Annotated in this window: 21 protein-coding genes and 3 tRNA genes; 15 read left to right on the top strand and 9 right to left on the bottom strand. The window is 35.2% G+C overall.

The genetic code is table 11. From position 1 onward, the window contains the following. Positions 1–30: 30 nt before the first annotated feature. The 3 genes from ILYOP_RS14010 to ILYOP_RS14000 form a co-directional block, all read right to left on the bottom strand. Positions 31–567: a helix-turn-helix domain-containing protein gene (locus ILYOP_RS14010; protein ID WP_013389152.1), complete on the bottom strand. Its 537-nt coding sequence runs from the start codon at positions 565–567 to the stop codon at positions 31–33. A 205-nt stretch (positions 568–772) separates the two neighbouring features. Continuing rightward, a tRNA-Met gene (locus ILYOP_RS14005) sits at positions 773–849 on the bottom strand. Between the two features lie 7 nt (positions 850–856). Further along, positions 857–932: transfer RNA gene (locus ILYOP_RS14000), tRNA-Ala, on the bottom strand. Positions 933–1,777: 845 nt separating this feature from the next. Between ILYOP_RS14000 and ILYOP_RS13995 the strand changes: the two genes are divergently transcribed. The 3 genes from ILYOP_RS13995 (at position 1,778) to ILYOP_RS13985 (ending at position 3,270) form a co-directional block, all read left to right on the top strand. Then, entirely contained in the window at positions 1,778–2,338 is a 561-nt protein-coding gene (locus ILYOP_RS13995; RefSeq protein WP_013389151.1) for a GNAT family N-acetyltransferase, read from the top strand. Positions 2,339–2,474: 136 nt separating this feature from the next. Then, on the top strand, positions 2,475–3,002 hold the full coding sequence (locus ILYOP_RS13990; protein ID WP_013389150.1) for a macro domain-containing protein: 528 nt from the start codon (positions 2,475–2,477) through the stop codon (positions 3,000–3,002). 191 nt (positions 3,003–3,193) lie between these two features. Then, positions 3,194–3,270: transfer RNA gene (locus ILYOP_RS13985), tRNA-Arg, on the top strand. A gap of 43 nt (positions 3,271–3,313) precedes the next feature. Here ILYOP_RS13985 and ILYOP_RS13980 read toward each other — a convergent pair. The 5 genes from ILYOP_RS13980 to ILYOP_RS13960 all read right to left on the bottom strand — a co-directional run bounded on the left by ILYOP_RS13980 (position 3,314) and on the right by ILYOP_RS13960 (position 7,944). Further along, positions 3,314–3,946, bottom strand: a complete 633-nt coding sequence (locus ILYOP_RS13980) for a hypothetical protein (protein ID WP_013389149.1) — start codon at positions 3,944–3,946, stop codon at positions 3,314–3,316. 15 nt (positions 3,947–3,961) lie between these two features. Next, complete coding sequence (gene nrdG, locus ILYOP_RS13975; protein WP_013389148.1) at positions 3,962–4,462, bottom strand: anaerobic ribonucleoside-triphosphate reductase activating protein; 501 nt, start codon at positions 4,460–4,462, stop codon at positions 3,962–3,964. A gap of 50 nt (positions 4,463–4,512) precedes the next feature. Continuing rightward, positions 4,513–4,791: a hypothetical protein gene (locus ILYOP_RS13970; protein WP_013389147.1), complete on the bottom strand. Its 279-nt coding sequence runs from the start codon at positions 4,789–4,791 to the stop codon at positions 4,513–4,515. A gap of 108 nt (positions 4,792–4,899) precedes the next feature. Further along, positions 4,900–7,251 (bottom strand): anaerobic ribonucleoside triphosphate reductase, encoded by a 2,352-nt coding sequence (locus ILYOP_RS13965; protein ID WP_013389146.1) that lies wholly within the window; start codon positions 7,249–7,251, stop codon positions 4,900–4,902. 351 nt (positions 7,252–7,602) lie between these two features. Further along, on the bottom strand, positions 7,603–7,944 hold the full coding sequence (locus ILYOP_RS13960; RefSeq protein ID WP_013389145.1) for a winged helix-turn-helix transcriptional regulator: 342 nt from the start codon (positions 7,942–7,944) through the stop codon (positions 7,603–7,605). 298 nt (positions 7,945–8,242) lie between these two features. Here ILYOP_RS13960 and ILYOP_RS13955 point away from each other — a divergent pair, with 298 nt between their 5' ends. Continuing rightward, entirely contained in the window at positions 8,243–9,061 is an 819-nt protein-coding gene (locus tag ILYOP_RS13955) for an ABC transporter ATP-binding protein (protein WP_013389144.1), read from the top strand. Between the two features lie 129 nt (positions 9,062–9,190). Here the strand turns inward: ILYOP_RS13955 and ILYOP_RS13950 are convergent, their stop codons facing one another. Further along, positions 9,191–9,679: a hypothetical protein gene (locus ILYOP_RS13950; RefSeq protein ID WP_013389143.1), complete on the bottom strand. Its 489-nt coding sequence runs from the start codon at positions 9,677–9,679 to the stop codon at positions 9,191–9,193. Positions 9,680–9,908: 229 nt separating this feature from the next. Here ILYOP_RS13950 and ILYOP_RS15370 point away from each other — a divergent pair, with 229 nt between their 5' ends. The 11 genes from ILYOP_RS15370 (at position 9,909) to ILYOP_RS13895 (ending at position 20,431) form a co-directional block, all read left to right on the top strand. Next, entirely contained in the window at positions 9,909–10,301 is a 393-nt protein-coding gene (locus ILYOP_RS15370; protein WP_013389142.1) for a DUF2914 domain-containing protein, read from the top strand. Positions 10,302–10,739: 438 nt separating this feature from the next. Beyond that, complete coding sequence (locus ILYOP_RS13940; protein WP_013389141.1) at positions 10,740–11,075, top strand: DUF3870 domain-containing protein; 336 nt, start codon at positions 10,740–10,742, stop codon at positions 11,073–11,075. A gap of 318 nt (positions 11,076–11,393) precedes the next feature. Continuing rightward, positions 11,394–12,758, top strand: a complete 1,365-nt coding sequence (locus ILYOP_RS13935) for an aspartate-alanine antiporter-like transporter (RefSeq protein WP_013389140.1) — start codon at positions 11,394–11,396, stop codon at positions 12,756–12,758. 161 nt (positions 12,759–12,919) lie between these two features. After that, on the top strand, positions 12,920–14,422 hold the full coding sequence (gene scpC / locus ILYOP_RS13930) for a succinyl-CoA:acetate CoA-transferase ScpC (RefSeq protein WP_013389139.1): 1,503 nt from the start codon (positions 12,920–12,922) through the stop codon (positions 14,420–14,422). Positions 14,423–14,468: 46 nt separating this feature from the next. Further along, on the top strand, positions 14,469–16,145 hold the full coding sequence (locus ILYOP_RS13925) for an acyl-CoA mutase large subunit family protein (RefSeq protein WP_013389138.1): 1,677 nt from the start codon (positions 14,469–14,471) through the stop codon (positions 16,143–16,145). 32 nt (positions 16,146–16,177) lie between these two features. After that, positions 16,178–16,573: a cobalamin B12-binding domain-containing protein gene (locus ILYOP_RS13920; protein WP_013389137.1), complete on the top strand. Its 396-nt coding sequence runs from the start codon at positions 16,178–16,180 to the stop codon at positions 16,571–16,573. An 18-nt stretch (positions 16,574–16,591) separates the two neighbouring features. After that, positions 16,592–17,530, top strand: coding sequence for a methylmalonyl Co-A mutase-associated GTPase MeaB (gene meaB / locus ILYOP_RS13915; RefSeq protein ID WP_013389136.1), 939 nt, complete (start codon positions 16,592–16,594; stop codon positions 17,528–17,530). Positions 17,531–17,552: 22 nt separating this feature from the next. After that, positions 17,553–17,957, top strand: coding sequence for a methylmalonyl-CoA epimerase (mce, locus tag ILYOP_RS13910; RefSeq protein ID WP_013389135.1), 405 nt, complete (start codon positions 17,553–17,555; stop codon positions 17,955–17,957). A gap of 22 nt (positions 17,958–17,979) precedes the next feature. Continuing rightward, positions 17,980–19,533 (top strand): acyl-CoA carboxylase subunit beta, encoded by a 1,554-nt coding sequence (locus ILYOP_RS13905; protein ID WP_013389134.1) that lies wholly within the window; start codon positions 17,980–17,982, stop codon positions 19,531–19,533. A gap of 23 nt (positions 19,534–19,556) precedes the next feature. Further along, positions 19,557–19,973 (top strand): OadG family protein, encoded by a 417-nt coding sequence (locus ILYOP_RS13900; RefSeq protein ID WP_013389133.1) that lies wholly within the window; start codon positions 19,557–19,559, stop codon positions 19,971–19,973. Between the two features lie 62 nt (positions 19,974–20,035). After that, complete coding sequence (locus tag ILYOP_RS13895; RefSeq protein ID WP_013389132.1) at positions 20,036–20,431, top strand: biotin/lipoyl-containing protein; 396 nt, start codon at positions 20,036–20,038, stop codon at positions 20,429–20,431. The last annotated feature ends 6 nt before the right edge of the window (positions 20,432–20,437 follow it).

Here is a 20,437-nt window from a genome sequence, read left to right as displayed (position 1 = left end):
AGAGTTCCGAAATAAAAATTCGGAACTCTTTTATTTTTTTACAGAAAACCAGTAAACAACACTGGGGTCTTTAAAGGGGTTTCTATATTTATGAGGGGTAAATTTTTCCAAATAGACAGAATCTCCTTCGTTTAGATTGAAAATTTCATTATTCACCTCTATCTCTAGAGCTCCTTTGATTACAACTCCTATTTCATCATAATCGTGTCCCCAAGAAAGATCGCTGTAGTCACTGTTTCCATCGATGGTAATGGCAATACTATTAAGTTTATGTGATCCCTTTGTGAGTAGCTCAATTTTTGTGTGGTCGCTGTTAGAAGAAAAAACTTCTTTTCTATCTTCTTTTTTTACCACTGGAGATGAATCAGAGTTAACCTGTAGGATCTCCATTAAATTGATAGAAAGCGCCGCACAAATTTGCTGAAGATTAGAAACAGAAGGACTGTTTTGGTTTCTTTCAATGTTGCTGATAAAGCCAACGGACAACCCAGTCATATCTGAAAGCTTTTTTAGAGTAAGCCCCTTTTCTTTTCTGCAAAATTTAATTTTTTCTCCTAAATTGTTCACTATTTGTTCCCCCTGAAAATCTGATGATGAAGATTTTGAAAATTATATCACAACTTTTTTTTTAAGTAAATTGATTTTCCTTTAAATCAAGAAAAAAATAACAACTGTAATTCTTAAATAGTATTTTTCATAGTAAGTTAATAAAATAATAATACAAATAAAAAAAGCATCCTTCAAAGAACAAAGATGCATTTTAACTTCAAGATGGTGCCTAGAAGTGGATTCGAACCACCGACCGCACGGGTATGAACCGTGTGCTCTAGCCAACTGAGCTATCTAGGCATATAAATGGTGGAGATAAGCGGAGTCGAACCGCTGACCTTCGCAGTGCAAGTGCGACGCTCTCCCAACTGAGCTATATCCCCATGCATGATACACTGACAGGAAAACTTAACTCCAGATCAAATTGGTGTATTCAGGACAGAAAAATAGTATCATATGGTAAAAAAAAAGTCAACAAACTTTTAAATTATATATATTTACTTTAGCTGTATTTGAGAGAAGTTTTTATAAATTACTGACTTTATTTGAACCTGTTACTTTTCTCTTGAAAAAAAAGTAACCAAAAGTTCAAGAATTTTCAAATGTCTAGGAAGTAGGTATTTCTTTTATCGCCTTTGTAAGCTACAGTCCTCGGTTCCCTGCTCATCCACAGGATAAGGTGTTTCATAGTCGCTATCGCTCCTTGAACTCCCTTAACTTATTCTGTAGAACGGCTGAGCGCAGGTTCTTTCCTGTATAAGCCCTGCGACTTGAAATTCAAAAAAAATAAAAAATACTCCTATAGCTATGTTTAGATTTACAATATTCAAAATCTTTTGATCTACTTGGCCATTGATAAAATAAGCGTTAAGAATGACTGAGAGAAATCTCTAGAAAAATCAACTGTTTGAGCAAAGCGAGTTTTGATTTTTACTTAGATTTCCGAAGGCATTTAGCTTATTTTTCACAGGCCTTGATTTTTGGTTACTTTTCATCAAGGAAAAGTAACAGAAGCTTTTGGAGAAATTCATTACTTTAATTCAGATATAGGCAGTAACCTAGTTTAAATTTGATAATTAGAAAATTATTTGAATCTTCATCTGTATTTTTCCTTGGTTTAGAAAAGTGTATTTTTAATGTTTGCTATGTATTTTTTTGGGTTTTAGAGCTGTATCTAGTATAATTAAATTAGATATAAAAAAGTTAAATATTCGAAGGGAGCAGTCTAATGGTTACATTGAAAACAGAAAGATTATATCTAAAAGTTCTTGGAGAAGAAGCAGTTTCACAAGTAGCAGAATATTATAAGAGAAATAGAGATTTTTTCAAAAGATGGGAAAGCTCAAAAAGGGATGATTTTTTTTCAGAATCATATCAAAAGATGCTTTTAAAATTAGAACAAGAGGATATTGAAAACGGTAACAGAATGAAATTATGGATTTTTAACAGGAAAAATAATAAAATTATTGGGTTTTTAAATTTTGGGAATATAATTAGAGGAGCCTTTGATTCATGTTTTTTAGGTTACAAATTAGATAAAGATGAAACAGGGAAAGGATATATGACTGAAGCGTTGAAGGAGGGGATGGCTTTTTACTTTGATGTAATGAAATTACACAGGATAGAGGTTAATTTAATGCCACAGAATAACCTAGGAATAAAGGCTGTAGAAAGAGTCGGTTTTATAAAAGAGGGAATTTCAGAAAAATATCTGAAAATTAATGGAAAATGGGAAGATCACTTACACTATGTCATGCTCAAAGAAAGATATGAAGAGTTGTATAAATAAAACTTATTATATTTACCTTTGATATATGTTACATATAATTATTTAATTTTTAAAAATAATAATTATATGTTATTAGTAGAGGTAACGCAGAAATTAATTTCAGAGTAGTTTAATGCAGAAAAATGGGAGTGTTTTTATGTGGGATTGGAGTAAATTAAGTATAGTAAGAGGCGATATCACAAAGCAAAAAGCTGACGTGATAGTTAATGCCGCCAATGTATCTTTACTAGGAGGCGGTGGAGTGGACGGAGCTATCCATAAGGCAGCAGGTCCAGAGCTTTTAAAAGAATGTAAAAAATTTCATGGGTGCCCTACTGGAGAAGCCAGAGTGACAAAAGCGTATAACCTGAATGCAGAGTATATAATTCATACTCCAGGGCCCATATGGAGAGGAGGTTTTTTTGACGAAGAAAGTCTACTGCGTAAATCCTATGTTAGTTCGTTGAAAAAAGCCATAGAGTTAAAAGTAAAATCAATTGCTTTTCCTTCTATAAGTACAGGAGGGCATAAGTTTCCTTTGGACACGGCCAGTGAGATTGCTTTAAATACAATTTCAGAGTTTCTGAACAGCGAAGAAAATGAAATAGAAAATATTTACATAGTCTGCAAGAGCGAAGATACTTTTAATCAGTATGAAGAAAGCAAAAGAAAACTTGTTGGTTAATTTAAAAAGATTTGAGCAAGTAAAAAATATTCCCTGTATAAAGGGAATATTTTTTATATATTTTATTAAGGATTTATGATATATGAGGAATATAGAAAAAAAATTCTCTAAGTCTAGAGTTTTCATAAACAATGGTTTTTTTACAAAAAAATCTTTATTTTTATCTGAAAATATTGTATACTTATTTCGTTGACCCTGTAGCTCAGATGGATAGAGCGGCGCCCTCCTAAGGCGTAGGCCGTGCGTTCGAATCGCGCCAGGGTCGCCATTTTTATTTTTTGGAGAAAATAAAAAAAGTCGGGAAACCGACTTTATTTTTTTAGACAAAATTCCTTGAAATGAGGCAGAGTTTCACACCACTCACAAAAGCTTCCCCAATCCTCTTTAAGCTTATGATGTCTTCTTTGCAAATAGATTGTCTTTAGCTGGAGATAGTTTGAAGTGACTCTCATGGTTTGCTCAAATCCTAGAGGAGCATTTGAGATGACCTTCATAAAGATCTCGTACTTAGAATAGGCTTTACCCTCTATACGAATCTCATTCATCCCAGCCTCAAAAGAATTGTAGATATCTACCCATTTCTGAAGGTTTTCGATAACAATATCGTCCACATATTTGTTGCAGCACTCTTTTAGGTTCATTTTGGTCATTCTATGCATCTTACTGTTTGAAGATACTATGTCGTGAAATGAATATCTCTGAAATTGAGGTGTCCAGTAGTTGGGGTATCTCACGTCATACTGTACGACTATTCCCTTCAAAAAATTATCGTGTCCACTCCCTGTAGGGACTGTACCTAGTTTAATAGCTCTTGATACATCTTTTTCAGTAAGTTGGACTTCATCATCACTCCATTCTGTTATCTCATCAGCCCTCATGGGATATCCCCCCGCGATGATGCTCTCTTCCAACCCGTATACCCTGGTGTTAAAAACCTTTAACATCTCTTTCCTCCTCTATTAGTCATAATCTTTTGTACAGACTATACCCTCACTGAGGGAAGCCTTTACATCCACAAGTCTTTGATTTGAGCTTCCTCTGTAAAAAAGCTCAGGATTTGCAAGATTTTTCTCAAACCTACCATCCACTAGGACATCTATATATTCTAGGCATTTTTTTGTGATATCCTTTTTAAGCAATTCTTCAAAGGTGTATCCAGTATATGCCCATATATTTTTATGTGTTTCCTCTTTGAGACGTCTCAGAAAGCCTAAAAGCTCTTCAGGAATGAAAAACGGATCTCCTCCAGAAAGAGTTACGCCATCTAAAAGGGGGTTGTTGCTTATCTGAGATATTATTTTTTTCATATAGGTTTCATCTAAGACTTCCCCTATATCTCCCTTCCATGTCTCGGGATTATGGCATCCTTGGCAATAATGGCTGCACCCGGAAAAATAAATACTATATCTGAATCCAGGTCCGTCTGAGATGGTCTCTTTAAATATTTTTATTATTTTCAAAATTACTTACACCTGTGCTTTCTGTCCTCTATACCTCATAAAGATAAAGTTTAACCTTTTCCTTTAGCAGCTTTAAAAAATTCATCCCAAGTAGAAAAATCAGTGTACTTATCAACCGCTTCATCTATCATCCATATTTCAACGGTGCTGTATTCCTCTATAGGTTTTATCTCTATTTTGCCAAAGTAGAAAAAGTCCTCTATATCATCAAATTGTGTGTTATCTATCATAAAATTTTCAGAAAAAATTTCCTTATATTTGTTTATTGTACCATTATCGTTAATTTTCTTTAGAGCTGATTCTAGCTCAAACAGACCTTTTAACTCCAAATTATATCCCTTCCTGATTACATGAAAAATATTTAATAAAAATTACTTTTGATTTTTGATCAATTTAAAGGGGGGAATAGTATCTCTCCCCCTTTAAAATTTATATTATTACATTCCGTGTTTGACTCTGTCCTCTTCTTCTTTTTGTTTATAAGAGTTCCAGTTGTCAAGGTCTCCAGTAAGATAACCTGTGATTCTTCTTGTTTTTGAGATATTCGTACTCCCACAAACAGGGCAGTTGTCCTGGACTATTCCTTTGTAACCGCACTCTTTGCATCTATCTACAGGATGATTTATAGAACCGTAACCAATACCGGCTTCGTGCATCTCTTTTACAAGCTTCATGATAGCCAGTACATTTTTCTTTGCCTCACCGTCTAGTTCTATGTATGTAATGTGCCCACCTCTTGTCAATTCATGGAAAGGGGCTTCTTTTTTTATTTTTTCAATTGCTGAGATATCTTCTTTTACATCTACGTGGAAAGAATTTATATAGTAGTCTCTGTCGTTTACTCCAGTTATCTCACCGAATACCTGCTTATCTATTTTTGTAAATCTACCAGATAAACCTTCCGCAGGAGTCGCAAGAGCAGAGAAGTTTAATTTATGTTTTTTACTAAGTTCTTCAGCAGTGTCCTTGATTATTTTTACAGCGTTATACAGAGTTTCGTAGGCTGTGTCGTCTGAACCATGGCCTTTACCAAAAAGAGCCATCATTGCGTTATGTCCGCCGATAAAACCGATTCCTAAAGTACCGCTAGACAGTGCGTCTCCTACTTCCTCATTTAGACCTAGAGTTTCTCCGCCGTTCCATATGCCGTTACTCATCATAAATGGGAACTGTCTGGCAAGAGCGGTCTTTTGAAAGGAAAATCTGTCAGCTAGCTGTTTTCCTACAAACAGAGACATATTTTTTACTCTGTCATAAAATTTTTCTATGGCTAATTTTTGGATTTCATTTTCAGAAGCACCATTTAGTTCTCTTTCTGCATCTAACTTCGCCCTGATTGCAAGTCTAGGCATATTTATAGATGTAAATGAGATGTTACCTCTTCCTACAGATGTCTTTTCTCCGTTTACATTTTCAAATACCCTTGTTCTGCAGCCCATTGTGGCTATTTCGTACTTGTATCTGTCTGGGTCATTTATATCCCATTTTTCATTATGGTTAAATGGTGCATCTAAAAATACAAAATTAGGGAAAAGTCTCTTTGAAGAAACTTCACATGATCTTATAAATAGATCAAAGTTAGGAGTTTCAAACTCTAGTTTACCCTTTATAGCCTTATCCCAGTTTTGGCAGGCTAATTTAAAATCTTTTTCAGAATAAGTTATTCCTTCTTTTATCTTGAGTATCTGTATTGGGAATATTGGTGTTTCAGAATCCCCTAGTCCCTCTTCAGTAGAGTTTAAAAGTTCAAAAGCAACCATTCTTCCCTCTGGAGAAGTATCGGTACCATAGTTTATAGAACTGAATACTACCTGATTACCTCCTCTAGAATGCATTGTATTGAGGTTGTGTATAAATCCTTCCATAGCCTGATGAGTCTCATTTTTTGTATCGTTATATGCAATAGTAACAAGTCTGTTTACTGTCTTTAAAGGCAGATTTAACTCAGATGCCAATTTTTCCTTTGTCTTATCATCTACATCTATAGTAGTCACAAGGCTGTTTACTATTAATTTGACCTCTTTGCTTTTCTCTTCTATATAGTCAAATTCTAAAAAAGTGAGGGCTCTATATCTAAAATGCCTTCTGAAAGACTTTAAAACTCCAGGAGCCATGAAGAAATCAAAAGCAGGAATTGCCTGACCACCGTGCTGTTCATTTTGATTTGTCTGAAAGATAATTGTAGCAAGTACAGCATAAGTTGATATAGATTTTGGTTCTCTTATTTTTCCATGCTTAGATGAGAAGCCGTTATCAAAAAGTTTCTTCAAATCGTACTGCACACAGGTAGACGTTTTAGTCGGGTAATAGTCCAGATCATGTATATGGATATCGCCGCTCATATGGGCCCTTGAATATTCCTGGTTAAGAAGATATTTATGTGTATAGTCTTTGGTAGTCTCACTGGCAAATGTCATCATCTGACCACTTGGTGTGTCCCCGGCCATATTTGCATTTTCTTTGTTGATATTATTTTTTTCCACTGTGACAATTCCGTCAAAGGCTTTTTTTATGTGTGTTCTTTTGTGCCTTTCTACATTTCTCATATCTCTGTACAAGATGTATTTTTTTGCAACTTCCGGATATTCCTGCATTAGTTCTTTTTCTACCATATCCTGAATAGACTCTACTTCTGTATCTGAACTTAAATTCAGTATTTTTGACGCCGCAGTCACTGAAAATTCTTTAGGTATATCTTTACCTGCTGCAATTCCAGCCTTTTCAATGGCATTGATTATTTTTTCTTTGTTGAAGGGAACTTTTGTTCCGTCTCTTTTTATAACAAACATGAGAAACCCCCTATATTTAGTTTAAATCTAAATTAGATGATACCATATGTGGTATTTTATGTCTAGTTGAATGATAGGATGTTAGTTATATATATTTTATATTTTGTCCTCAAAATTTGGATTTTAAAAGGCTGTTTAATGGGACGCTAATACTATTTATAAAAAATATAATTTTTTAAATAGTGATCCTGTGGTAAAGTTGTACAAAAGATAACAATTTGTAATTATTATAACTTTTGTTTTGATTATTTTTGACAGATATACAGGTAAAATAAAAAACTTCCAGATTAATGCGACGCTACATTAATCCAGAAGTTAATATCAAATTTTTTGAACATTTGGATAAAAAAGTCAATCTTTTCTGTTTTTCTTTCCCCATTCATATAGCATGTCCATTATAGGGGCCAAAGTTTTACCATATTCAGTAAGTGAATACTCTACCTTTGGAGGAACCTGATGATAAATTTCTTTGTGAATTATACCGTCACTTACAAGCTCTTTAAGTTGATTACTGAGCATCTTATGTGTTATTTTTCCAATATTTCTTTTTAACTCTCCATATCTGATAACTTCTTTGTCATAGATATGCCACAAAATAACCAACTTCCATTTTCCAGCGATTCTATTCATTGTATATGCCATATGACAGATAGCTCCGTTAGAACAATCCCCCAAGATATCTTTATTTTCCATGATACTCTCCTTTACTACTATATAAATCATAAAACTATATACTTGTTAAAAAAGTCTGTTTAATAATATGATTATATCATAAAATAGAATAAAAAAATTACTCTACCAAAAAATAATGTATTAAATGTATTATGAGATAGGTTATTTTTTCTATTTTTTTTCCATTATCTAAATTAAAGACGTGACTACTTAAAATAATATGATTTCGATTAACTTTAATAAAATATCAGATATATGATAAGATATAATAGTAATTTAAGATTAAAATTTAAAATAAACAATATAGGAGGTCAAAAATTTGGAGAAAGATAAAGATTTTTTAAAAAATATAATTGATTTTGAAAATATACATATAAATTATGAAGTGGGCCAACCGGTTCTAGAGAATATTAACCTCAAAATCAATACAGATGAGCACTGGGCTATTTTAGGAGCCAATGGAAGTGGGAAATCAACCTTGATTAAATTGATCTCAAATGATCTGCATCCAAATACAGGTTACCCCTTTAGAAAAAAATTATTCGGAGAAGACAGATGGAGTTTATTTGAAATCAGAAAAAGACTTGGGATTATCACAAATGACCTTCATAATCATTTTGGCATCCATGGAAAATTTGAAACTGCCTATGAGGTAGTCTTAAGCGGATATTATAGTTCTATTGGAATCTACAAATATCACGACTTTACAAAAGAACAGCATGAAAAGGTTTTGGAGGTTTTAGAATTTCTTGAGATTTTAGAAATAAAAGATAAAAAAGTCCATCAGATGAGTACAGGACAGTTGAGGCGTTGTATTATAGGAAGGGCATTGATTCACGATCCCAAGGCATTGATACTAGATGAACCCACAGTGGGATTGGATATAAAAGCTCAGGACAGTTTTATAAAATTTATACAAAAGCTTTCTAGAAAAACTACTATTATACTAGTTACGCACCATATCGAAGAAATTTTTCAGGAAATTACCCATGTGGCTTTGATGCACAACAAAACAATTTTTAAACAGGGAAAGAAAAACGAAATACTTAATTCAAAAAATTTATCTAAAATTTTTGATATAAAAATTGATTTACAAAAAGAAAATAACAGATATTATATCAAAAGTATAAACAACTAATAATTTCTTTTGATAAAATTGTAAGATTTTGATCTTTCGGATATATTTATATGAAGAATCTTGAAATAATATCTAAATATAAAAGAGCCCCTATATAGGAGCCCTTAAAATAAAATGCAAATTTGATTATTAATTTTTCAAGATGAATTTTTTCTTGGAAAAATATTCATCCTGAACATCTTCTGAAAAATATTTTAATCTTTTTTCTTTTATAATTTCTAGTTCCTCTATACTTTCTGCATCATGTATAAGAAATATTGTAAGCTCTTCCTCTTTATTGAGATTTTCAGAGATGTATTTTGTACTTTCAAGACTTCTTTTTTTGTCATGATAAAGGCTTTCTACAGATTCTGTAAAATATTTTGAGTGGGTGGCCTTTATTCTGGTCAATTCTTCAATATTGTCAGCCTCGTCTATAAGGAATACAGTCTCTTTTATTCCGTTTTCAAATTCCCTATAGTCATTTTGATTGTTTAAAGTTACCAGTCCAAATATGGTAACTGCTGCTGCAAAAGGAATTAGCAGTGGATCTTTACTAAAGTGAACATGTTCAAAGGGTCTTGCCTGGGAAAAAGAAAAACACCCCAGTAACATCAATACAATCAACATTTTTTTCATAGGCATACCTCCATTTAAATAAAAATTTTAAATTAGATAATAACTAAATAAAATACTAGGTATCCTATGTGTCAAAATTGTGTTTTTTTAATTAAATTTTATTAAAAAAAGTATTGGATTTAAATTTAGTATATAATATTTATAATCACAGGTTTTTTACCAATGAATAAAAAAATAATAACATTGAGATACTAAAGGGTATTTCTTTTAAACTAGGGAGGTATTTATCATGAAGAAAATATTAAGTTTGATATTTTTTATGGCAGTTTTAAGTTTAGCCTATGGAGAGACATCCTATAACGTCTCGAGATCTGTTCTGACTGACGCTATAGTTCAAAAAGAACCTGCTCCCCATAGAAATTTGTTTTATTTTGGAGAGCGAGCGGTATTTTTTACGGAACTTACAGATATAGGAACAGATGAAAAAAAAGTTTTTCATAACTGGTATCTATTAAAAGACGACGGAACAAAAGAAATGATGGCATCTGTTTCACTTAAAATAAAAGGTTATAGATGGCGTACATGGTCATCCAAAAATTTATATGACAAAGGGAGCTGGATAGTCGATTTGACCGACGATAACGGAGTAATTTTGGAATCTAGAGAGTTCACTGTACAGTAATTTTCAGAGCTAATATTTTCCCAGAATGAATACCCTAAATTGTTTTTATTTAAAAATCAGTGTATAAATAGCAGTTTTCAGTGCACTGATTTTATTTTTTGTTATAGATTGTGAATTATATAACTGTATTTCAAAAAAAGTTACAGCTTGAATTATTTACAAAAAGAATTCTAAAGATAAATTTTATAAATGTTTTGAATTCGAAGAAATTTCAAAACGTGTGTAATCAAAACATTTTTTATGTTTTTTTAATTTTTTTTAAAAGCGATTATAGAATTAATTTCTTTGGTATCACAGGGGCAGAGGGGTAATATATACTCTATATATGACTAACATTGATAAAAAGTGATTGAATATAATGCTAAAAAAGAGGTATACCTTTAATGTGAATGATGTTACTAAACGATAATTACAGAAAATTTTCTCAGGGGTGTTGCAATGGGAAATAGAGTGTTAGTCACAGGGTATTCAAAAATACCAGGAGGAATTTCTGCATCTGACGTTTATTCCGTTATAGGTGTTAGCATGGAAGTAGATGTAGAAACTGGAGAAATTATTAAAGCAGACTGTTCGCTGGTAACGAAATTAGCTAGAGAATTTGTAAAGAGGATACTTGAAGGAGAGAAGCTGACTGATATCAGTGCTCTCGAGCATAAATTCAAAAACGATTATCATGGCTCCACTAGGAAGGCATTAATAACTGCGACGAAAATATGTTGTGATCGATACCTCAAAGCTTTAGAAAACAGAAAAGCCCTGGAAACTAGTAAGTGACGGTTTTGCCGCGGGAATAAAGCGACCCTTTGTTCTTTAAACGGTAAAATAAAAGTTGATTTACTTTCTTTAAGAGAAGTATATTAGGCGTGAAACATTTTTATGTAACCGCTATAATGTATGGACCGAGGAGAGAGTATATCAACTTTTTTATTTTATAGAAACATACTAAAATTTTCTTGAGAAAATAGGATCCGGACCCTAACAGCATCTTAAGAATCTTTCGGGGCAGCTTTGCTGACCTTGCGTGTACATCTTTTAGGAATACTATAGCTTTATGAGTTATTATTTTCACCAAAACATAACGAGGGAGGAATTATGAAATTTGATTTGATGACTTTTATGATGGACCAGTTTGTTCTGATGTTCGTCGCAGTTGTTACAGGAATGATACTTGGTAAACTTTTAAAAATAGGAACTTCAGGGACCCTTTTTACAGGACTTGGAATGGGATGGGCAGTAAGAAAGATGGCAGTAGATACTGTCGCAGCAGGAGATGTTGCTAGTCATGTAAAAGCGGCTCACAAGCTTCTAAAGATATCAGTTGTAGATAAAATGTTCTTTTTACTTTTCTTGATACTATTCGTTGCAGCGGTTGGACTTCTTGCAGCAGACAAGATCGGTATTATTATTAAAAAATACGGTGCAAAATTCATAATTCTTGGATTTATCATCACTCTTTTAGGAGCGGCTACTACTTACGGACTTACTCTTATGAGTAAAAGTGCAAGCCCTTATGAGGTTTCAGGTGTTTATACAGGAGCTCTTACAAGTTCTCCAGGACTGGCAGCAGCCATCGAGACAGCTAGAGAGCACGCTAGAGGATGGGCTGAAGACTATAGCAACCAAAATGATCATAATAAAGAAAGAATACTAAACATCCTTGGTGAAGAGGCAGTAACACTTGAAAATACAGCTTCTCTTACACCAGAACAAATTGATGAATTCGTAGTAAAAGCAGAAGCAGGAGTTGGAGTAGGACATGCTATCGGATATCCATTCGGAGTAATAATAGTTATCTTAGCTATGAGATTCTTCCCAATTTTATTCAGACTTAATGTAGATGAAGAATATAAAAAGTTTAACGAAGAGATGGCAGCAGCAGAAGCAGCTGGCGGAGTAAAAGAGATAGAAACAGTAACTTTTGACCTTACAGCATTTATACTTGCATGTGCAGTAGGTTACTTTATCGGTAAGATCAAAATATTCTTAGGACCTCTAGGTTACTTCGGACTTGGTTCTACAGGAGGAGTACTAATAGCATCTCTAGTATTTGGTTACATTGGTAAAGTTGGAATGTTCCACTTTAGAATGGATAAGAAAATCCTTGCAGCTATAAGAGAAGTAGGACTTGCTCTTTTCTTAGCAATAGTAGGACTTAGATATGGATTTGCAGTTATTGATTCACTTACTGGATCAGGACTTTTCCTAGCATTTGTTTCACTAATGGTTGGAATCATTGCAATGACAATCGGATTCATCGTAGGTAAATACGCTATGGGAATCAACTGGATCATGCTTTCAGGAGCTATCTGTGGTGGTATGACATCTACTCCTGGACTAGGAGTGGCAATCGATGCAGTAGGTAATGATGACCCAGCAGCAGGATACGGAGCTACATATCCATTTGCACTCTTTGGAATGGTACTGTTCACAATAATCTTACATAAAATGCCTATGTAATAAAAAATGGCAGAACACAGATTTGAAAACAACAATATCTGTGTTCTGCTCAAAATAAACTCAGTAATTTGAAATCAGTTTTATTTTTAAAATATATTTTAGTGTATTGAACTCTAAATAAATAGCAAAAACATATTATAAGACGAGGTGGGATAAAGTATATGTTAAAAGAACGTATTCGTTGCGAAGAACTGAAGAAAAAAGTTACCACAGCAGAAGAAGCTGCAAAGCTTGTAAAACCTGGAATGACTCTTGTTACAAGTGGATTCACGCCAGCAGGTTATCCTAAAGCTGTACCTCTTGCATTAGCAAAGATGGCAGAAGCTTCAGAGGAAAAATATGACCTTACTCTTATTACAGGAGCATCTGTAGGGGATGAGTTAGACGGAGCACTGACTAGAGCAGGAGCGATCGCAAGAAGATTCCCATATCAGACAAACAAAGATATGAGAAAAGCACTAAATGCAGGAACAGTGGCATACCAAGATATGCACCTTAGCCATGTACCTAGATATATTGACTATGGTTTCTTTGGAAACATAGATATAGCCATTGTAGAGGCAATTGCAATAACTGAAGACGGAGGAATTATACCTACAACATCAGTAGGAGTATCTCCACAAGGAATAGCAAATGCAGATATCGTAATCGTTGAAATCAACTCGACTCAACCTATGGAACTTGAAGGTTGTCATGACATATATTCAGTGAAAAAGCCACCATTTAGTGAGCCTATTCCATTAAAAGATCCAGGAGACAGAATAGGAACTACTTATATTCCATGTGATCCTGCTAAAATCGCAGCAATCGTAGAATGTGACATTCCTGATAACGTTAGACCTCTAGGAGCAATAGATGAGGATTCTAAAAAAATATCAGCAAACATAATAGAATTCTTCAAAAAAGAGGTTGCAGAGGGAAGACTTCCTGAAAATCTTCTACCGCTTCAATCGGGAGTGGGATCTGTTGCAAACGCAGTACTAGGTGGACTAGTAGATTCTGATTTTAAAGATCTTACATGTTATACAGAGGTTATTCAGGATTCAATGTTTGACCTTATCGATGCAGGAAAAGTAAGGGTTGCATCAGGAACTTCATTCACACCTTCTGACACAGGATTGGTAAAATTAAAAGAAAACATGAAACATTATGCAAAATACTGTATACTAAGACCGATGGAAATTTCTAACAACCCAATCTTAACAAGACAGCTTGGTGTAATAGCAATGAACACAGCTATAGAAGTAGATATGTACGGACATGTAAACTCAACTATGATCATGGGTAACAGAATGATGAATGGTTTAGGTGGGTCTGGAGACTTTACTAGAAATGCTTATATTTCAATATACACAACTGTTTCTACAGCTAAAGGAGGAGACATCTCTTCAATCGTACCTATGGTATCTCATGTAGATCATACTGAGCATGATGTGCAGGTAATTGTTACTGAGCAGGGTACAGCTGACCTTAGAGGTCTTACTGCAAGAGAAAGAGCTAGAGCTATAATAAATAACTGTGCTCACCCTGACTATAGACCTGCATTACTTGATTATCTTGAAAGAGCTGAGAAAGAGGTTGGAGGTCACGAGCCGCACATTATTGGTGAGTCACTTTCTTGGCATGATAGGTTCGTTAAAACTGGCAGCATGAAAATTAAATAGATAAATTTCCAACAAACTAATTATTTTATTCAAGGAGGAACTTCATATGTTCAAAGCGGAAAAACTCGCTGAAGTGAAAGAAGGATTTGCAAAGTACGACGAGAAAACAAAAAAAGGTCTAGAAAAAAGACCTGAAATGAGATCCCAGTTTGTAACTGGATCAGGAGAAGAAATTGAAAGACTTTATACACCTGCTGATGTAGAGGGTGTAGATTACCTTTCAGAATTAGGTTTCCCTGGAGAATATCCGTTTACAAGAGGGGTACAGCCTACAATGTATAGAGGTAGATTCTGGACAATGAGAATGTACGCTGGATTCTCAACTGCAGAAGAATCAAACAAGAGATACAAGTATCTTATCGAGCAAGGATCAATGGGACTTTCAGTTGCATTTGACCTTCCTACACAGATAGGTTATGACTCAGATCACGAATTATCTGAAGGAGAAGTTGGAAAAGTTGGAGTTGCTATCGATTCACTAGCTGACATGGAGATCCTATTCGGAGGAATCGATCTTGGTAAAGTAAGTACTTCAATGACAATCAACGGACCTGCGTCTGTACTACTTGCTATGTACATCGTAGTTGCTGAAAAGCAAGGAGTTTCTGCTGATAAACTTAGAGGAACTATCCAAAACGATATCTTAAAAGAATACATTGCTAGAGGAACTTACATATTCCCACCTACTCCATCAATGAGACTTATAACTAATATTTTCGAATATTGTTCAAAAGAAGTACCTCAGTGGAATACAATCTCAATATCTGGATACCATATCAGAGAAGCTGGATCTACAGCTGCTCAAGAAGTAGGATTCACTCTTGCTGATGGTATCGCATACGTTGATGCAGCTGTAAAAGCTGGACTAGACGTAGATACATTTGCTCCTAGACTTTCATTCTTCTTCAATGCTCACAATGACCTTTTAGAAGAAGTAGCAAAATACAGAGCTGCTAGAAGACTTTGGGCTAAGATCATGAAAGAAAGATTTGGAGCTAAGAGTGCAAAATCAATGGCTCTTAAATTCCATACTCAAACAGGAGGATCTACTCTTACTGCACAACAGCCTGAAAACAACATCGTAAGAGTTGCTATCCAAACTCTTGCTGCTGTAATGGGTGGAACTCAATCTCTACATACAAACTCTAAAGATGAGGCTCTAGCTCTTCCTACTGAAGCATCAGTTATGGTTGCACTTAGAACTCAACAAATAGTTGCAGAAGAAAGTGGAGTTACTAATACAGTAGATCCATTAGCAGGATCTTACTACATCGAAGCAAAAACAAAAGATATCGAAGATAAAGCTATGGAGTTCATCAAGAAAATTGACGAGCTTGGTGGAGCACCAGCTGCTATCGAAAAAGGTTATATCCAAGAAGAGATCATGGATGCTGCTTACAACTACCAAATGGATATCGAAAAAGGTGACAGAGTCATCGTTGGTATGAACAAATACATAATCAAGGAAGACGCACCAAAAGATCTATTAAAAGTTGATCCAGCTGTTGGACAAATGCAGACTGATAAAATAAACGCACTTAAGGCTAAGAGAGACAACGATGCAGTTGCTGAAAAACTAGCTGCTCTAAAAGCTGCTTGTTCTACAGATGAAAACCTAATGCCTTACATTGTTGATGCTGTAAGAGCATACGGAACTCTTGGAGAAATCTGTGGAGTTATGAGAGAGGTATTCGGAGAGTACAAGCAAAGCATCAAGTTATAATAATTAATAATAGATTTTAGGAGGATTTAAAAATGGATAAACCTATTAGAGTTTTAGTAGCTAAACCAGGTCTTGATGGACATGATAGAGGAGCAAAAGTTGTAGCAAGAGCACTTAGAGATGCAGGAATGGAAGTTATCTATACTGGACTTCGTCAAACACCTGAAGAAATCGTAAATGCTGCTATACAAGAAGATGTAGACGTAGTTGCTTGCAGCATCCTTTCAGGAGCTCACAGCACACTACTTCCAAAAATTGCAAAATTACTTAAAGCTGAAGGAGCAGACGATGTATTATTCGTAGGTGGAGGAGTAATCCCTGCAGATGACATCCCTTTCTTAAAAGAAAATGGTTGTGCAGAAATATTCACTCCAGGAACTCCAACATCAGTTACAATTGATTATATCAAAGCTAACGTAAAAAAATAGTTTCTTAGGAGAAGTGCTATGGAAGATTTTAAGCAAGGACTTTTAGAAGGGAAGAAAAGGGCTGCTGCTAGATTGATATCCATGGGTGAAAACGGACAACAAGAGGCTTTAGATGTGATAAAAGAGCTTTATCACAAAACTGGTAACGCCTATGTTATAGGTGTTACCGGCCCTCCTGGGGCAGGAAAAAGTACTTTGACAGACAAACTTGTAAAAGTATGCAGAGCCGCAGGACACAAAGTAGGAGTTATTGCAGTAGACCCTACAAGTCCATTCACAGGTGGAGCTATCCTTGGTGATAGAATAAGAATGAGCGATCTTAATACAGACCCAGGTGTTTTTATAAGATCAATGGGTGCTAGAGGAAATCTGGGAGGAATCTCAGAGGCTACAGGAGTAGCTGTGGATGTATTGGATATATACGGCTGCGAGTACATATTTGTTGAAACTGTGGGAGTAGGACAGTCAGAAGTTGACATCGTAAAATCATGTGATACAACACTTATGGTAATGGTCCCAGGATTAGGGGACGATATCCAGGCAATCAAAGCAGGAGTTATGGAAATCGGAGATGTGTTTGTAATAAACAAAGCAGACAGAGACGGAGCTGAAAAAACAGCACGTGAAATTCGGATGATGCTCGAATTCAATAAAAATGAGTGGAATCCTCCGGTTAATATGGCTATTGCTGTTGAAAATCAGGGTATTAAAGAGCTGCTTGACTCTATATTTGAACACCGTGAATATATGACTGGTAGTGGAAAAGGTCATGTCAGAAGAGTAGAGAACAGAAAAAGTGAGCTTTTGACAATAGTTAAAGAAAGAATGACAAGAAAGCTTTTTGAGAAAACATATAACGGTGAAGTTATAGATGATTTATCTCAAAAGGTTGCCAAAAAGGAAACAGATCCTTATTCAGCTGCAGAAATGATATTAGAAAAAATAAATATGAATTAATAAAAATAAATGGGAGGTAAAAATGAAAGCATTAAAAGTAGATCACATTGGTATTGCTGTAAAAGATCTTGACGCTGTTGTAAAATTTTATGAGGACGTAATGGGTATCCCACTACACGGAATCGAAACTGTAGAAGAGCAAAAAGTAAGAGTTGCTTTTATGCCAGTTGGAGACACTGAGATTGAATTATTAGAGTCTACTTCTCCAGACGGTCCTATTGCAAAATTCATCGACAAAAAAGGTGAAGGAGTTCAACACGTAGCTTTTAAAGTAGAAAACATTGAGGAAGCTATTGCAGATATGAAAGAAAAAGGATACAGAATGATCGACGAATCTCCTAGATATGGTGCTGGAGGAGCAAAAATAGCATTTATGCATCCAAAGGGAACTTGCGGAGTATTAATCGAATTAAGTGAAAGACAATAAAAACTAAGGGGGCTATAAAATTATGTCTGTTGCTGCTTCTAAATTAGAGAAGATGCTAAAAATGAAAGAAAAAATTTCTCTTGGCGGTGGTGCTAAGAGAATAGAAAAACAACACGAAAAAGGTAAAATGACAGCTCGTGAGAGACTTGAGTATTTCTTTGATGCTGGAAGTTTTGTAGAAATCGATGCTTTCGTACAACACAGATGTACAAACTTTGGAATGGACAAACAAGATCTTCCATCTGAATCAGTAGTAACTGGTTACGGAATGATTGACGGAAGACTTGTATATGCTTTTTCACAAGACTTTACTGTAACTGGTGGATCACTTGGTGAAATGCACGCAAAAAAAATATGTAAAGCAATGGAGATGTCTGCTAAAGTAGGAGCCCCTTTCGTAGGGTTAAACGATTCAGGTGGAGCTAGAATACAAGAGGCTGTAGATGCACTTTCTGGATACGGAGATATCTTCTACAGAAACTCTATATACTCTGGTGTTATACCTCAAATCTCTGCAATAATGGGACCTTGTGCAGGAGGAGCAGTTTATTCACCAGCTCTTACTGACTTTATATTCATGGTAGATCAAACTTCTCAGATGTTCATCACAGGACCTCAAGTTATCAAAACTGTAACTGGAGAAATAGTTACGGCTGAAGAGCTTGGTGGAGCTATGACTCACAACTCTGTAAGTGGATGTGCTCAATTTGTATCACAAGACGACAAAGCTTGTCTTGACGATATCAGAAGACTAATCGGATTCTTACCATCAAATAACATGGAAAAAGCACCTGAATTTGCTTTCGATGGTGATTTAAATGTTATGTTAGATGATCTAAATACAATTATTCCAGACAGCCCGAACAGAGCTTATGAGATGTTTGATGTAATATCTCAGTTAGTTGATGACGGAGACTACATGGAATATCAGCCACACTACTCTAAAAACCTAATAACTTGTTTTGCTAGAATCAACGGTAAATCTGTAGGTATCGTAGCAAACCAACCTAAAGTAATGGCTGGATGCTTGGATATGAACGCAGGGGATAAATGTGCTAAGTTTGTAAGAACTTGTGACGCATTCAACATTCCTCTATTAACAATAGTTGACGTACCTGGATTCCTTCCTGGAACTACTCAGGAATACGGGGGAATCATCAGACATGGAGCAAAAATGCTTTATGCTTACAGTGAAGCAACTGTACCAAAAATCACATTAATTACTCGTAAAGCTTACGGTGGAGCATACCTTGCTATGAGTTCTAAGGCTATGGGAGCAGATGTAGTGTTAGCTTGGCCTACAGCTGAAATCGCAGTAATGGGAGCAGCTGGAGCTGTTAACATAATCTTCAGAAATGACATCAAAGCAGCCGCAGACAAGGATGCTATGGCTAAGAAAAGATTTGACGAGTATACTGAAGAATTTGCCAGTCCATATCAAGCAGCAAAAAGAGGTATGGTCGATGACGTAATCGAACCTAAGACTACTAGGCAGAGACTAGCTGACGCCTTTAATATGCTTGAAGGTAAGAGGGAAAAATTACCTGCTAAAAAGCATGGAAATATCCCTTTATAAAAACCAATTGGAGTGATGAATAGATGAATATTGCAGAACTTATGAAGTTGTTTGGTAATCCTGAAACCATCAAATCCCTTAGTGCCGGGGATAAAATGATGGGTGTAGGTGTAACTGTAATACTAGGAATGGGTATCACAGTGTTAGCACTTATATTTATAATGTATTTAATAGGATTTATGACAAGCGTTATGGCTGAAAAGCCAAAACCAGTAGCAGAGAGTACACCATCTGCAACACCTGCTCAATCTGCACCAGTACAGGAAGAAGAGGTTGCAACAAATGATGAAGAGCTAGTGGCTGTAATAGCTGCTGCAGTAGCGGCTCAGTTAGGAACTTCAACAAGTAACCTTGTTGTAAGAAACATCAGAAGAGTTGCAGATGCTGCTCCAGCATGGGGAAAAGCAGGTATTGTAGATCAGATGAGCACAAGATTTTAATTTTTAGTAGATTAAAAAAACATTTTGATTTTAAATGAATCTTAGGGAGGAAAAATTAAATTATGAAAAACTTCAAAATAGTAGTTAATGGAAATGAGTATGATGTAGCAGTAGAAGAAATCGGAGGAGTATCTTCTGCACCAGCAGCAAGACCTGCAGCAGCGCCAGCAGCGCCAAAGCCAGCAGCACCAAAGCCAGCAGCAGCACCAAAACCAGTAACTACTGCAGCAGGGGCAGGAGCAGGAACAAATACAGTAACTGCACCTATGCCTGGTACAATAATCAACGTAGGATGCCACGCAGGAGCAAAAGTTTCTAAAGGTGACATCTTAGTAGTATTAGAAGCAATGAAAATGGAAAATGAAATTATGGCTCCTCATGACGGAACAGTTTCTGAAGTAAGAGTGCAGCAAGGTGCTTCAGTTAATGCAGGAGATATACTAGTAGTATTATCTTAAATCTAG

The organism is Ilyobacter polytropus DSM 2926, from assembly GCF_000165505.1.
Taxonomy (GTDB): domain Bacteria; phylum Fusobacteriota; class Fusobacteriia; order Fusobacteriales; family Fusobacteriaceae; genus Ilyobacter; species Ilyobacter polytropus.
Note: the sequence above shows the minus strand (reverse complement) of the source record. Positions and strands in the feature narration are given on the sequence as shown.

Coding starts and splice junctions, on each gene's coding strand:
- ILYOP_RS13995 (WP_013389151.1), top strand. CDS start 1,778: ATGGTTACATTGAAAACAGAAAGATTATATCTAAAAGTTCTTGGAGAA.
- ILYOP_RS13990 (WP_013389150.1), top strand. CDS start 2,475: ATGTGGGATTGGAGTAAATTAAGTATAGTAAGAGGCGATATCACAAAG.
- ILYOP_RS13980 (WP_013389149.1), bottom strand. CDS start 3,946: ATGTTAAAGGTTTTTAACACCAGGGTATACGGGTTGGAAGAGAGCATC.
- ILYOP_RS13965 (WP_013389146.1), bottom strand. CDS start 7,251: ATGTTTGTTATAAAAAGAGACGGAACAAAAGTTCCCTTCAACAAAGAA.
- ILYOP_RS13960 (WP_013389145.1), bottom strand. CDS start 7,944: ATGGAAAATAAAGATATCTTGGGGGATTGTTCTAACGGAGCTATCTGT.
- ILYOP_RS13950 (WP_013389143.1), bottom strand. CDS start 9,679: ATGAAAAAAATGTTGATTGTATTGATGTTACTGGGGTGTTTTTCTTTT.
- ILYOP_RS15370 (WP_013389142.1), top strand. CDS start 9,909: ATGAAGAAAATATTAAGTTTGATATTTTTTATGGCAGTTTTAAGTTTA.
- ILYOP_RS13940 (WP_013389141.1), top strand. CDS start 10,740: ATGGGAAATAGAGTGTTAGTCACAGGGTATTCAAAAATACCAGGAGGA.
- ILYOP_RS13935 (WP_013389140.1), top strand. CDS start 11,394: ATGAAATTTGATTTGATGACTTTTATGATGGACCAGTTTGTTCTGATG.
- scpC (WP_013389139.1), top strand. CDS start 12,920: ATGTTAAAAGAACGTATTCGTTGCGAAGAACTGAAGAAAAAAGTTACC.
- ILYOP_RS13925 (WP_013389138.1), top strand. CDS start 14,469: ATGTTCAAAGCGGAAAAACTCGCTGAAGTGAAAGAAGGATTTGCAAAG.
- ILYOP_RS13920 (WP_013389137.1), top strand. CDS start 16,178: ATGGATAAACCTATTAGAGTTTTAGTAGCTAAACCAGGTCTTGATGGA.
- meaB (WP_013389136.1), top strand. CDS start 16,592: ATGGAAGATTTTAAGCAAGGACTTTTAGAAGGGAAGAAAAGGGCTGCT.
- mce (WP_013389135.1), top strand. CDS start 17,553: ATGAAAGCATTAAAAGTAGATCACATTGGTATTGCTGTAAAAGATCTT.
- ILYOP_RS13905 (WP_013389134.1), top strand. CDS start 17,980: ATGTCTGTTGCTGCTTCTAAATTAGAGAAGATGCTAAAAATGAAAGAA.
- ILYOP_RS13900 (WP_013389133.1), top strand. CDS start 19,557: ATGAATATTGCAGAACTTATGAAGTTGTTTGGTAATCCTGAAACCATC.
- ILYOP_RS13895 (WP_013389132.1), top strand. CDS start 20,036: ATGAAAAACTTCAAAATAGTAGTTAATGGAAATGAGTATGATGTAGCA.